This is a genomic window from Neisseria flava (assembly GCF_982712965.1).
Genome location: NZ_CEXQBZ010000032.1, coordinates 1 through 12666, shown reverse-complemented (window position 1 = coordinate 12666; position 12666 = coordinate 1). Strand labels below are relative to the sequence as shown.

Sequence of the window (12666 nt, the reverse complement as noted above, 5' to 3'; positions counted from 1 at the left end):
AGTGGATTAACTTTAAACCAGTACGGCGTTGCCTCGCCTTGCCGTACTATCTGTACTGTCTGCGGCTTCGTCGCCTTATCCTGATTTAAATTTAATCCACTATAGTTGAGGGTCGTCTGAAAAGTTGTCAAACGGGTTGTGTGAAGAAAACAGGCTGACCTTGCATTGATGCGGTCAGCCTGTCTGATTGGGTCAATTTGTTTTTTCTGCGGCGAGCTTTTCCTGACGGTAGGCTTCGGCGGCTTCCCGGTCTCGTTTGGTTGCTTGACGCATCATCCAGTAATTGATGACGATGACCAGCGTACCGATGATGCCGATCAGGATGGTTGCCAACACATTCATCTGCGGGTCGAGACCCAGCTTGATTTTGGAGAAAATCACCTGCGGCAATGTGGAAGAACCGGGGCCGGACAGGAAGGAGGTAATCACCAAATCATCCAGCGACAGGGTAATGCCGAGCAGGAAGCCTGAAGCGATGGCAGGCGCAATCAAGGGCAGGGTGATGACGAAAAAGATTTTCAGCGGACGCGCACCCAAGTCCATTGCGGCTTCTTCGAGTGATTGGTCGAGCTCCACCAGACGCGAACGAATAACGACGGTAATGTATGCCATACAAAGCGTCGTATGTCCGAGGAAAATGGTGAAGAAACCGCGGTCGAAGTACAGGTTTTGCAGCAATTCGCTGCCTTGCAGGAACATTTGCACCTGAATAATCAGGAGCAGCATGGACAAACCGGTAATCACGTCAGGCATAACCATAGGCGCGGAAATCATACCGGCAAACAAGGTGCTGCCGCGGAAGCGTTTGATGCGCGCCATCGCGTAGCCTGCCAACGTACCCAAAACGACGGCTGCAAGCGAGGAAACGGCGGCAATGCGCAGCGACAGCCAAGCGGCTTCCAAGATAGTGTCGTTTTCCAGCAATGCGCCGTACCACTTGGTTGAAAAGCCGCCCCAAACGGTAACCAGCTTGGATTCGTTAAAGGAATAGATGACCAAGACGACCAGAGGAATATACAGAAACGCCAGCGACAGCATCAGCATCAGTTTCAGGAACCAAGATAATCGGGATTTTTGCATTATTTGGCTCCTTCTTCCAATTCGCGGTTTTCATAATGTTGGAACAGTGCAATCGGCACGACCAGCAATGCGACCATGACGACGGCGACGGCGGAAGCCAGCGGCCAGTTGTTTTGGTCGAAGAACGCCTGCCACAAGACTTTACCGATCATCAGGTTTTCCGAACCGCCGACCAGCTCGGGAATCACGAATTCACCGACTGCGGGAACGAAAACCAGCATGGAACCTGCGATGATGCCGGTTTTGGACAGGGGCAGGGTAATGGTGAAGAACGATTTGATCGGACCTGCACCCAAATCAGAAGCAGCTTCGAGCAGGCGGTTGTCGAGTTTCACCAGTTGCGTGTAAAGCGGCAGGATCATAAACGGCAGATAGGCATAAACCATAACCAAGTTCAGCGAGAACGCGTTGTAGAACAGGTCTAAAGGTTCTTCGATGATCTGCATTTTGAGTAGGAAATTGTTGATGATGCCGTTGTGTCCCAACAGACCCATCCATGCATAGACGCGCAGCAGGAAGGAAGTCCAGAAAGGCAGCATAATCGCAAGCAGCAGACCGTTGCGCATGGCTGGATTGGCGCGCGAAATAGCATAGGCGGTCGGATAACCGATCAGCAGACAAATGATGGTCGTCGTCAGCGCGGTCTTAATGGAAGACCAGTAGGTCATCAGATAGATATTGCTGTTTTCGCTGTCGCCGAACGGATTCAGGGTATTCCAAAAATTTTGGAAAATATCGGCATAGTTTTGATAACTGATGGCGATGTTCAGACGACCTAAATCTTCATCGACGCTGGTCAGCGGCGTAAACGGCGGAATGGCGATTTCTTGTTCGGCAAAGCTGATTTTCAGCACGATGGCGAACGGAATCAGAAACAGCACCAAAAGCCAGATATACGGCACGGCGATGACCGTGCGCTGACCCGGGCGGCGGAACAGTTTGTTTTTCAGTTTTTTAAGGTTCATCTCATTCCCCTTAAATTAACGGAACAACGGAGTCGGTTGGTTTTCCGGCCAGCTGATATAGACGGTTTCGTCCCAAGTCGGCGGCGTGATGTTACGCACGTACCAATAAGGTGCGGGAACTTGGCTTTTGACGACGCGGCCGTTGGCGAGTTTGATGTGGTAGATGGCGAAACTGCCCAAGTAGGCGATTTCTTCCACTGTGCCTTTTGCCCAGTTGAAGCTGCCCAAGTGGTCGGGTTTTTCTTTGTACAAATCAATATCTTCGGGACGGATGCTGACCCAAATGTCTTGTTCGCTCGGGCCGCCCAGACCGTGGTCGATGCGGACGTGGTTTTCCAAGCCTTCGCATTCGATGACGGCATAATCGGCATGGTCTTCAATCACAACGCCGCCGAAAATATTGGTCTCGCCGATGAATTCGGCGGTAAAGCGGCTGTTGGGGTAGTCGTACACGTCGCTGGGCGTACCGACCTGTTGCAACTGACCGTCGGACATAATGGCGATGCGGGTCGCCATCGTCATCGCTTCTTCTTGGTCGTGCGTGACCATGATGCAGGTTACGCCGACTTGTTCCAGCGTATTGACCAATTCGAGCTGGGTTTGTTGGCGCAATTTTTTGTCCAACGCGCCCAAAGGTTCGTCAAGCAGCAGGATTTTCGGACGTTTTGCCAAGCTGCGTGCCAAAGCGATACGCTGTTGCTGGCCGCCGGATAATTGATGCGGTTTGCGCTTGGCGTATTTGGTCATCTGCACCAGACGCAGCATTTCTTCCACGCGCGCAGCGATTTCATCTTTGGGCATTTTGTCTTGTTTCAGACCGAAGGCAATGTTCTGTTCCACAGTCATGTGCGGGAACAGAGCATAGCTTTGAAACATCATATTGATGGGGCGCTCGTAGGGGGCAAGTTTGGTAATGTCCTGACCGTCCAGAATGATTTTGCCCTGATTAGGGCTTTCCATGCCCGCCAGCATACGCAGCAGCGTGGATTTGCCGCTGCCGGAGCTACCCAAAAGGGCAAAGATTTCATGTTGATAAATATCCAAGTCGATGTTATCGACAGCGTAATTGTCACCAAACTTTTTCACCAAGCCTTGGATTTTGAGATAAGGTTTGGCTGAAGACGCAGTGGTTGCGGTCATAATGGCAATACTCCAATAAAAATGACGAGTACCGGCAAAACGGATTTTCGAAAGGGTGATAAAAAGCTGTTTGATTGCTGGCGGGAGTCGCAACGTCGAAATGTCGTCTGAAACTCTTGTGAAGCGCACGGGCAGCATGGATGGGAAACGGGTGGAAATACAAGGATAAACCGTCTCCGCAGAACTCGCTATTATATTAGCCTATGGCACGCAGGGGCAATACGAAATTGCCCGAAGGGGCTGATTTCTCGCGGATTCGATTTAAACAGTGCGGCTTGTTATCGGTCGGATTGAATCTACTATCAAACCCATACGGGCAAATAGGGATGAGCAGTTGCCTTCATATGGGAAATTTAAGCGCGTTGTTTTTATGCAATTAATTTATATGGATATTATGCTTTTATCTTAAATATTTATTCAAAATATAATAAAATTTGAAATATTATAGTGGATTAACTTTAAACCAGTACGGTGTTGCCTCGCCTTGCCGTACTATCTGTACTGTCTGCGGCTTCGTCGCCTTGTCCTGATTTGAATTTAATCCACTATAACAACAAAAGTAGTTTCTTAGGGTTGTTTGCCAAGCGCAATGAGAAACAGATTTCAAATGGATTTTTTTGTGAATTTTCACGCAAGGGGTAAAACATGAGTATCAAACAGTGGCCTGAAGGCGAGCGGCCGCGCGAGAAATTATTGGCGCGTGGTGCAGGCGCATTGAGCGATGCGGAGTTATTGGCGATTTTGCTGCGGGTGGGTACGCGTGGGATGAGCGCGGTGGATTTGGCGCGTTATCTGTTGAATGAGTTTGGCAGCTTGGGCAAGCTGATGAGTGCCGACGCGAAAACGCTTTCTGCATACAAGGGCATGGGTTTGGCGAGTTTTACCCAATTTGCCGTCGTCAAAGAAATCGGCAGGCGGATTTTGGGCGAGGATTTGCAGGAAAACATCACGCTTTCCAGTCCGAAAGCCGTTGCCGATTATCTGCGCCTGCATTTAGGGCACGAAAAGATAGAAGTCAGCACCGCGCTTTTGCTCAACCGCCAAAACAGGCTGATTGCTATGCGCGAACTTTCGCGCGGAACGGTGGCGGAAAATACCGTCTATATCAGGGAAATCGTCAAGCTCGCATTGGACGAATACGCCGACAGCCTGATTATCGCTCACAATCATCCCGGCGGTTCGGCTACGCCTTCGCAATCAGATATTGCGTTCACAGGTCGTCTGAAACAGGCTTTGGCATTGGTTGATGTCTCACTTTTGGATCATTTTATTGTTACGGCAAAAGAAGTTTGCTCGATGCGGGAGCAGGGGTATATGGAGGGGTAAAGTGATATTGCTGGGCGGGGCAAAGGTTGGGTTAAGGTCGTCTGAAAACAGGTTTCAGACGACTTTTGTACTGATGTCAGTGTATTCAATATATAGAGTTAATACTTTGAATATGGATAATATTTTATAACTAAACGGGCATGAAGGGTCGTCTGAAAATTCTTTTCTCTAACCTAGATGAACTCAAGCCCTTTCGCTGATGATGCCGGACACGCCGACTTCGTGCGGATTGATGCGGGCGGTTTCTTCCTGCCCCAGTCCGACCAATTTGCGCAGCCGCGTCATATAGGCGTTGACATCCAAGCCGCGTCCGTAGCGTTGCGCTTCCCATATGGTTTCTGCCAGCGCATCCATCATATCGTGTTCGGCGCGTATCCAATCGCCGCCGTAGCGTGCGCAGAGTTGTCCATGTATGGAGCGGATGCCGGGCGGTTGGTCGATGGCTGCTTGTTCTTGCAGGGAGAGATGCAGCGACATATGCAGGAAGGGATTGGTTTCTCCTTCTTCGGGCGTCCAGGTTTTGTCCAGATAGTCTTCGATATTTTCGAGATAGCGGGCGTATTCGGGATGGGCTTCGATAATCCGCAGGGCTTTTTGTTGTAAGCCGTCCAGTTGCAGGGGGGTGAGGCGTTGTCGCCAGACATGGGCGAAAAAACGGCGGACATCGTGTGTGTTGACATCGTACATGGCGGGAATTTCAGAAATTCGGATAGGGTGATTATATAGTTATCTTTCCTGCTTTTACATTTGATTAACGGTTTATGCCTCAGGGCGTTTTAAAATGCAGCTTTGCTTCTTATCTTATGGAATAATGATGACCCCTTATTTGTCCGCTTTTGTATTATCTGTCCCGATGGCGGTTGCCGCGCCTTATGTGGCAGCTGAAACACACCCCGCACAGGCTCAGATGCAGCAGAATATAGATGCAGTTTTGAAAATTGCGCGCAACGGCTCTTTGAGCGAGGCGCAAAAGGTCAAGCAGATCGAGCAGTATGCAGACCGTTATCTGGATTACGAACGCATTTCCGCTTTGGCGGTCGGCGCGCCTTGGCGTGAATTCTCCGCTACTCAGAAAACGGAATTTATCCGCGCTTTTAAAGACATGATTATAGCCATGTATTCGCATTCCGCCTTAATCGGCGCGGCGGATGCTCAGGTAAGGCTGTTGCCGAAAATGACGGTCAACGGCAATAAGTTCGACGTGTTTTCTGAACTGCACACCAAAAAAGGGACGAAATACGAAGTGGCCTACCAGCTTTATAAGGTCGGCCCTGTCTATAAAATCTACAACATCCGCGTGGACGGAACGAGCCTGGTAACGGTTTACCGCAACCAGTTCGGCGAACTTATCAAGCAAAAAGGCATAGACGGCACCATCGCGACTGTCAAAGCCAAAGGGCTGAAAAAGCAATAAATCAAATGACAAAAGGTCGTCTGAAAGTTTCAGACGACCTTTTCCTATTTGTTTAAATTGTTATTTCAACATCAAAATCGCAACCACCGTTGCTACCGCGATCGCCAAAGCGGCAATCAGTTTGGCAGCGGAAGCAAATTTTAAGGCGACGGTTTGCCCTTCGATATGTTTGTAGCCGCTGATCATCGGGTGGATCAAATCTTTTTTCTTCAGAAACTTATACGCTAAGACCGTAACGATGTGTAATCCTGCCAAAGCCGCCAGCAGGTTGAAGAAGTTGACGTGGATTTTGCGCATCAGGCTGCCCGTGTTCGAGCTGACCAGATGGTTGAGATAGCCGCTGTCGGTAAACGTGTTTTCATCGGCGGCGAACAAGCCCGTCGTTACTTGCAGTAAGACCGCCGCAATCAGCGCGATGACCATCAGCGCGCCCAAAGGGTTGTGTCCGGGCTGTTCGTTTTCAGTCAGGTTGCCTTGCAGGTAGCGGTGGATGGACGACGGGCCGCGCACGAATTGCGAAAACAGTGCCGTATCGCTGCCCCACAAGCCCCAACACAGGCGGAAGATAATCAGTCCGACGATCAGCAGCCCGCAGCGCAAGTGCCAAACCAGCATCCCACCGCCAGCCTGCGCGCTGTACCACATAAATCCGACCGATAAGACCAAGAGCCAGTGAAACAGGCGCGTCGGCGAATCCCAGACTTTGACTTTTTGTTTCATTTAGATATTCCTTGTTGTGCGGTTGTAGTGTTCCTATACGGGGCGGTAGAATCGTGAAAACAACAGTCGATAAAAGAGGGATTCCAACCTCTTTTCGCCACGCATCCGCTATTTTACCAAACTCAGGCAGATTGATGATGAACCCGTCCTATACGCTCCCCGATACGCCCGATTTTTTTCAGACGACCTCACAGTTTCCCAACGTATTCACCCCGCGTCAGGCAGAGTCGCACAAAGGGACATACGGCACGCTCGCCATCGTCGGCGGCGCATCGGGCATGAGCGGCGCCGTCGTACTCGCTTCCACCGCCGCGATTTATCAAGGCAGCGGCAAAGTGTGGGCAGGCTTTAATCAAACCGCCTTGCCCTTCGCCGTCATCCCCGAACGCCCCGAAATCATGCTGGCGACTGCCGAAGACCTGCTGAAACGCAAGGATATCAGCGCATGGGTGGTCGGTTGCGGCATGGGTTTGGACGAAACCGCCAACCAAATCTTAAATAACGTGTTGACGCACAATCAAGACGCGCCGCTGTTGCTTGATGCCGACGCGCTGACCCTGCTGGCAAGGTCTAACACCGAAACCCGCGAAGCAGCACAAAAGCGCGGTAATCTGGTTCTGACCCCGCACCCTGCCGAAGCCGCCCGCCTGCTTGGTGCATCAACCCAAACCGTCCAGCAAGACAGAATGTCCGCCGTCCAAACCATCAGCGCAACGTTCCAAGCCGTAACCGTCTTAAAAGGACACCGCACGCTTGTCGCCGCGCCCGACGGCACGGTCTATACCAACCCAAGTGGCAACGCCGGACTTGCCACCGCAGGCAGCGGCGACGTTTTAAGCGGCATCATCGGCAGCCTGCTCGCGCAAGGCATCCCGCCGTTCCAAGCCGCATGCGCCGGCGTATGGCTGCACGGCGCGGCGGCGGATGTTATCAAACACTCGACAGGCGTGGAAGCCGGTATGCTGGCAGGCGAAATCGCACCTACCGCCAGATGGTTGAGGAATCGGCTGATGATCGAGAACACAAAAGTTTAAAGAAAGAGGTCGTCTGAAAACGGAGATACAGCTCCTAAGCCGTTTTCAGACGACCCTTTGCAAATGTTCAATATCTGTGTTGGAATCCAAAAGCTTTTTGATGTTTCCTATGCAGATACTCCGGATAGATTGAAAAGGTAAACCATGCAGTCCAAATTTTTTAACCATCAAGGTGCAAGCCTGCACTACCAAATCGGCGGTAAGGAAGCCGCCTCCGTCATGGTCTTGCTTCACGGCGGTTTCGGCTCGATTGCCGACTTTGAACCGTTGCTGCCGCGCCTGTTGCAACACTACCGCGTGATTGCCGTCGATACGCGCGGACACGGACGCTCCACGCTTGGCACTACCGCATTGACCTATGCTCAAGCAGCCGATGATGTGCGCCAAATCCTGCGCAACGAAAGCGTGGAAAATTACAGTCTGTTCGGTTTCAGCGACGGAGGAATAACTGCTTACCGTCTTGGTGCGGAAGATGAAAATGTTGAGAAAATCATCACGGTAGGTGCAGAGTGGCATCAAAAACACTTGAATCGCGTACGGTCGATGTTTGAAGCGCTGAACCTTAATATTGTAAAAGAAAAACTGTCGGAACAGCTTGCCGCTTATCAGGCAGCCAATCCCGAACCCGATGCCGAAAAATGGATTGCGGCATTGAAAGCCATGTGGCTGGACGAAAGCGCAAGCGGTTATCCCAACGAAAGCGTCCGTGAAATCGCAGCTAATGTCTTGGCAATACGCGGAGAAGCCGATTTTCTGCTTGCCTTCGATGATTGGGTAGAACTGAAAACCGAATTGCCTTATGTGCATCTGATGAATGTGCCGTTTGCCGTTCATGAAGCGATTAAAGAGCAGCCTGAAATAATTTGGGCGGCAGTACAGGCGTTTCAGGCATTGTAAAAGTCCGTATTGGATAAAGAGGTCGTCTGAAAGCAGCTTGGCAGGTTTGCTGAAACCGTTTTTCAGACGACTTAATCCTATATTTTTTTAATTTTCATACAGCATCAAACCATGTCTTCCATCCGCTCTTTCAGTTCCACTTTACTGCTCGCGCTGCTGCCTTTGGGCTTCCTTATCATGATGGTCGTCGCGCCTTTGGTTGCGCTGGCTTTTTACGACGGGAGTGCATGGGGCGGGGTGTTGCGCGATGATTATATGCAGCACCTTATCTCATGGACCGCATTTCAGGCTTTGGCAACCTGCGTGCTGGCGGGGATTTTGGGCGTGCCTGCGGCGTGGGTGTTGGCGCGTTTGGATTTCCGGGGACGCGCGGCGGTGTTGAGGCTGTTGATGCTGCCTTTCGTGATGCCGACTTTGGTAGCGGGTATGGGCGTGTTGGCTTTGTTCGGCACAAACGGTGCCGTTTGGGCGGGCTGGCAGGATACGCCGTATCTGTTGATTTACGGCAATGTGTTTTTCAACCTGCCGGTTTTGGTGCGCGCGGCGTATCAGGGATTTTTGCAGGTTCCCGAGGCGCGCCTGCAAACGGCGCAGGCTTTGGGGGCGGGGGCTTGGCAGCGGTTTTTAAGGGTGGAATGGCCGGTATTGCGCCCGTGGTTGGCGGGCGGTTTGTGTTTGGTTTTCCTGTATTGTTTTTCGGGGTTCGGACTGGCTTTGCTGTTGGGTGGCGACCGCTATGCGACGGTGGAAGTGGAGATTTACCGATTGATTGCGTATGAATTGGATATGGCGCAGGCTTCCGTCTTGGTATGGCTGGTGTTGGGGATTACCGCGGCGGCAGGATTGCTGTATGCGCGGTTGAGCCGTCGGACGGATGCGGACAAGGCACACGCCGCACCGCGTCCGCGCAAGCCCGCAACAGCGGCGGAACGGCTGATGGTCGCGGCGGTATTGTCGGTGTTGTGTGTATGCTGCCTGATGCCCTTGCTTGCGGTTGTCCGGCAGGCCGCCCTTGCCGGAGAGTCTTGGCGGGTATTGCTCGAGGGCGAAACGCTGGCGGCGCTTTGGAACACCGTTCGTTTTTCGGTGGCGGCGGTTGCTGCCGCTGCGGTATTGGGCGTGTCGTATGCCTGCTTGGCAAGACGCGCGGCGTGGGTGAGGGGAGCGGTATTTTTGCCGTTTATGGTGTCGCCGGTCTGTGTGGCGTTCGGCGTGCTGCTGCTGTATCCGCAATGGACGGCATCGCTGCCGCTTTTGATTGCCGCTTATGCGCTGTTGGCGTATCCGTTTGTCGCCAAAGATGTTTTGGCGGCATGGGATGCGTTGCCGCAAGGTTATGGCGAGGCGGCGAGGACTATGGGGGCAAACCGTTTTCAGACGACCTTTTACATCACCGCCCCATTGCTGAAACCTGCTTTCAGGCGCGGGCTGACTTTGGCGGCGGCAACCTGCGTCGGCGAGTTTGCGGCAACGCTGTTTTTGGCACGTCCCGAATGGCAGACGCTGACCACCCTGATTTACGCCTATCTGGGCAGGGCGGGGGCGGACAATTATTCGAGGGCGATGGTGTTGACGGCGGTATTGATGCTGTTTGCGACGATGGTGTTTTTGCTGCTGGACGGAAAGGACGAGGACTGAAGCGTGTTGAAGGTCGTCTGAAAAGGCGGTTTCATCTTGGTGAAACCGGTTTTCAGACGACCTTTTCGGTATGGTTGCCTGTTTTGACCGTATATTCCAACGCTTTGTAAGGTTTCAGTGTGGATGAAATATAACCGTTTTCAGGATGGCGGGCGTAATCGAGATAATCCTGCATGGCAGGTGAGAAGCCTTCCACATCGTCCACGGCGATGACCGCGCGGTCGGCAAGATTCGGTTCCAGCAGCTTGAATACGGGGAATACCAAATCCGGCCAGCCGTCGAGCAAGACGAAATCGGGGCGGATGGCTAAGTCTTTTAAGGTTTCCAGCGCATCGCCTTCGCGAAGCTCGATATAGTCTGCCAAACCGGCTTCTTGAAAATGTTTTCTCGCCGCTGCGGCTTTGTGCGGCAGATATTCGCAAGTGATGACGCGCCCTCCGTTGACTCTGGCGGCTGCGGCAAGATACAGCGTCGAAATGCCGTAGGAAGTCCCGAATTCGACAATATTTTTTGCACCCGATGCCAAAGCCTGCATATACAAAAACTTGCCTTGTTGCGGTGCGATGGGGATGTATTTGTCTTCGTAAAAACTTTCGTTTTCCCCCGTCCAATCCAGCCCTTTGCCCAAGAGCTTGAAAATCTTGGGCAGAAAATGAAAAAACATCTGTCTGTTTTGCTTTAAGGCTTGGGTGTAGAGCCGCAGCAAAACGGCTTCGGCTTGAGGCGCTTGCAGAAAAGCGAACATTTTCGGCGTCAGCTTGGGCATGTAGATTCTCCTTTTCAGCTCAAATCCTTCATATTTCCCATCTTGCCACAGCTTCGCTTTTCAGACGACCCCTGCATCCAAACTCCGCTATAATGGCGGCTTTCCCATTATTTCATTCAAAAGACGGTTTTATCATGAAACACATCCACATTATCGGTATCGGCGGCACGTTTATGGGCGGGGTGGCCGCCATTGCCAAAGAAGCGGGGTTTAAAGTCAGCGGTTGCGACGCGAAGATGTATCCGCCGATGAGCACCCAGCTCGAAGCCTTGGGCATAGACGTACACGAAGGCTTCGATGCCGCGCAGTTGGACGAATTTAAAGCCGACGTTTACGTTATCGGCAATGTCGCCAAGCGCGGAATGGATGTGGTTGAAGCGATTTTGAACCGCGGCCTGCCTTATATTTCCGGCCCGCAATGGCTGTCGGAAAACGTACTGCACCATCATTGGGTACTCGGCGTGGCGGGGACGCACGGCAAAACCACCACTGCGTCCATGCTCGCATGGGTCTTGGAATATGCCGGACTCGCGCCGGGCTTCCTCATCGGCGGCGTACCGGAAAACTTCAGCGTTTCCGCCCGTCTGCCGCAAACGCCGCGTCAAGACCCGAACAGCAAATCGCCGTTTTTCGTCATCGAAGCCGACGAATACGACACCGCCTTTTTCGACAAACGCTCCAAATTCGTGCATTACCGTCCGCGTACCGCCGTGTTGAACAATCTGGAATTTGACCACGCCGACATCTTTGCCGACTTGGGTGCGATACAGACCCAGTTCCACCACCTCGTGCGCACCGTGCCGTCCGAAGGCTTAATCGTCTGCAACGGACAGCAGCAAAGCCTGCAAGACACTCTCGACAAAGGCTGCTGGACGCCGGTGGAAAAATTCGGCATCGAACATGGCTGGCAGGTCGGCGAAGTCAATACCGACGGCTCGTTCGACGTGTTGCTTGACGGCAAAAAAGCCGGACACGTCGCATGGGATTTGATGGGCGGACACAACCGCATGAACGCGCTCGCCGTCATCGCCGCCGCGCGCCATGCCGGAGTCGATATTCAGACGGCCTGCGAAGCCTTGAGCGCGTTTAAAAACGTCAAACGCCGCATGGAAATCAAAGGCACGGTGAACGGCATCACCGTTTACGACGACTTCGCCCACCATCCGACCGCCATCGAAACCACCATCGAAGGCCTGAGTCAGCGCGTCGGAAACGCCCGCATTCTCGCCGTCCTTGAGCCGCGTTCCAACACCATGAAACTCGGCACCATGAAAGCCGCCCTGCCCGAAAGCCTCAAAGGTGCCGACCAAGTATTCTGCTACGCCGGCGGCGTGGACTGGGACGTCGCCGAAGCCCTCGCGCCTTTGGGTGGAAAGCTGCACGTCGGACAAGACTTTGATGCCTTCGTTGCCGAAATCGTGAAACATGCCGAAGCAGGCGACCATATTTTGGTGATGAGCAACGGCGGTTTCGGCGGGATACACGGGAAGCTGCTGGAAGCCTTGAAATAAGGTCGGTTGAAAGTTTGGAATGATTGAGGTCGTCTGAAAACCGGAGTTTGGTTTTCAGACGACCTTTTTGTGGTGAAGGAATGGGATGGGGCAGACCCGATATAGTGGATTAACTTTAAACCAGTACGGCGTTGCCTCGCCTTGCCGTACTATCTGTACTGTCTGCGGCTTCGTC

General features: G+C 52.5%; 12 protein-coding genes. 6 read left to right on the top strand and 6 right to left on the bottom strand.

Annotated features, from left to right (window positions below; translation table 11 throughout):
- Positions 1-192 precede the first annotated feature (192 nt).
- Genes AC5M9B_RS02435 through AC5M9B_RS02425 form a run of 3 tightly spaced genes read right to left on the bottom strand, consistent with a single transcriptional unit; the run spans position 193 to position 3185 of the window.
- On the bottom strand, positions 193-1080 hold the full coding sequence (locus AC5M9B_RS02435; protein ID WP_101810633.1) for an ABC transporter permease subunit: 888 nt from the start codon (positions 1078-1080) through the stop codon (positions 193-195).
- On the bottom strand, positions 1080-2045 hold the full coding sequence (locus tag AC5M9B_RS02430) for an ABC transporter permease subunit (protein WP_019271268.1): 966 nt from the start codon (positions 2043-2045) through the stop codon (positions 1080-1082). The genes AC5M9B_RS02435 and AC5M9B_RS02430 overlap by 1 nt, the downstream gene beginning before the upstream one ends.
- Positions 2046-2060: 15 nt before the next feature.
- Positions 2061-3185, bottom strand: coding sequence for an ABC transporter ATP-binding protein (locus AC5M9B_RS02425; RefSeq protein WP_029609835.1), 1125 nt, complete (start codon positions 3183-3185; stop codon positions 2061-2063).
- Positions 3186-3830: 645 nt separating this feature from the next.
- On the opposite strand from AC5M9B_RS02425, the gene radC reads away from it, so the two are divergent.
- Complete coding sequence (gene radC / locus AC5M9B_RS02420; protein ID WP_070513609.1) at positions 3831-4511, top strand: RadC family protein; 681 nt, start codon at positions 3831-3833, stop codon at positions 4509-4511.
- A gap of 183 nt (positions 4512-4694) precedes the next feature.
- Here the strand turns inward: radC and AC5M9B_RS02415 are convergent, their stop codons facing one another.
- Positions 4695-5198, bottom strand: coding sequence for a DUF1841 family protein (locus tag AC5M9B_RS02415; protein ID WP_487648195.1), 504 nt, complete (start codon positions 5196-5198; stop codon positions 4695-4697).
- A gap of 127 nt (positions 5199-5325) precedes the next feature.
- Between AC5M9B_RS02415 and AC5M9B_RS02410 the strand changes: the two genes are divergently transcribed.
- Positions 5326-5925 (top strand): MlaC/ttg2D family ABC transporter substrate-binding protein, encoded by a 600-nt coding sequence (locus tag AC5M9B_RS02410; protein ID WP_101810632.1) that lies wholly within the window; start codon positions 5326-5328, stop codon positions 5923-5925.
- Positions 5926-5985: 60 nt separating this feature from the next.
- Here the strand turns inward: AC5M9B_RS02410 and AC5M9B_RS02405 are convergent, their stop codons facing one another.
- The gene (locus AC5M9B_RS02405; RefSeq protein WP_070613073.1) at positions 5986-6645 is read right to left on the bottom strand and encodes a cytochrome b/b6 domain-containing protein; all 660 of its coding nucleotides are present in this window, start codon (positions 6643-6645) and stop codon (positions 5986-5988) included.
- Positions 6646-6779: 134 nt separating this feature from the next.
- On the opposite strand from AC5M9B_RS02405, the gene AC5M9B_RS02400 reads away from it, so the two are divergent.
- The 3 genes from AC5M9B_RS02400 to AC5M9B_RS02390 all read left to right on the top strand — a co-directional run bounded on the left by AC5M9B_RS02400 (position 6780) and on the right by AC5M9B_RS02390 (position 10214).
- On the top strand, positions 6780-7679 hold the full coding sequence (locus AC5M9B_RS02400; protein WP_487648194.1) for an NAD(P)H-hydrate dehydratase: 900 nt from the start codon (positions 6780-6782) through the stop codon (positions 7677-7679).
- A 144-nt stretch (positions 7680-7823) separates the two neighbouring features.
- A complete protein-coding gene (locus AC5M9B_RS02395; RefSeq protein WP_472693340.1) occupies positions 7824-8576 on the top strand; it encodes an alpha/beta fold hydrolase in 753 nt (250 codons plus the stop codon).
- A 111-nt stretch (positions 8577-8687) separates the two neighbouring features.
- A complete protein-coding gene (locus tag AC5M9B_RS02390; RefSeq protein ID WP_487648193.1) occupies positions 8688-10214 on the top strand; it encodes an ABC transporter permease in 1527 nt (508 codons plus the stop codon).
- Between the two features lie 52 nt (positions 10215-10266).
- Here the strand turns inward: AC5M9B_RS02390 and AC5M9B_RS02385 are convergent, their stop codons facing one another.
- The gene (locus AC5M9B_RS02385; protein ID WP_487648192.1) at positions 10267-10980 is read right to left on the bottom strand and encodes an O-methyltransferase; all 714 of its coding nucleotides are present in this window, start codon (positions 10978-10980) and stop codon (positions 10267-10269) included.
- A gap of 134 nt (positions 10981-11114) precedes the next feature.
- Between AC5M9B_RS02385 and mpl the strand changes: the two genes are divergently transcribed.
- Positions 11115-12491 carry a UDP-N-acetylmuramate:L-alanyl-gamma-D-glutamyl-meso-diaminopimelate ligase gene (mpl, locus tag AC5M9B_RS02380; RefSeq protein WP_487648191.1) on the top strand — a complete coding sequence of 459 codons (1377 nt, stop codon included), beginning with the start codon at positions 11115-11117 and terminating at the stop codon, positions 12489-12491.
- Positions 12492-12666 lie beyond the last annotated feature (175 nt).

Excerpts from the sequence above, each read along its gene's own strand:
- AC5M9B_RS02435 (WP_101810633.1), bottom strand. The coding sequence starts at position 1,080 with ATGCAAAAATCCCGATTATCTTGGTTCCTGAAACTGATGCTGATGCTG.
- AC5M9B_RS02430 (WP_019271268.1), bottom strand. The coding sequence starts at position 2,045 with ATGAACCTTAAAAAACTGAAAAACAAACTGTTCCGCCGCCCGGGTCAG.
- AC5M9B_RS02425 (WP_029609835.1), bottom strand. The coding sequence starts at position 3,185 with ATGACCGCAACCACTGCGTCTTCAGCCAAACCTTATCTCAAAATCCAA.
- radC (WP_070513609.1), top strand. The coding sequence starts at position 3,831 with ATGAGTATCAAACAGTGGCCTGAAGGCGAGCGGCCGCGCGAGAAATTA.
- AC5M9B_RS02415 (WP_487648195.1), bottom strand. The coding sequence starts at position 5,198 with ATGTACGATGTCAACACACACGATGTCCGCCGTTTTTTCGCCCATGTC.
- AC5M9B_RS02410 (WP_101810632.1), top strand. The coding sequence starts at position 5,326 with ATGACCCCTTATTTGTCCGCTTTTGTATTATCTGTCCCGATGGCGGTT.
- AC5M9B_RS02405 (WP_070613073.1), bottom strand. The coding sequence starts at position 6,645 with ATGAAACAAAAAGTCAAAGTCTGGGATTCGCCGACGCGCCTGTTTCAC.
- AC5M9B_RS02400 (WP_487648194.1), top strand. The coding sequence starts at position 6,780 with ATGATGAACCCGTCCTATACGCTCCCCGATACGCCCGATTTTTTTCAG.
- AC5M9B_RS02395 (WP_472693340.1), top strand. The coding sequence starts at position 7,824 with ATGCAGTCCAAATTTTTTAACCATCAAGGTGCAAGCCTGCACTACCAA.
- AC5M9B_RS02390 (WP_487648193.1), top strand. The coding sequence starts at position 8,688 with ATGTCTTCCATCCGCTCTTTCAGTTCCACTTTACTGCTCGCGCTGCTG.
- AC5M9B_RS02385 (WP_487648192.1), bottom strand. The coding sequence starts at position 10,980 with ATGCCCAAGCTGACGCCGAAAATGTTCGCTTTTCTGCAAGCGCCTCAA.
- mpl (WP_487648191.1), top strand. The coding sequence starts at position 11,115 with ATGAAACACATCCACATTATCGGTATCGGCGGCACGTTTATGGGCGGG.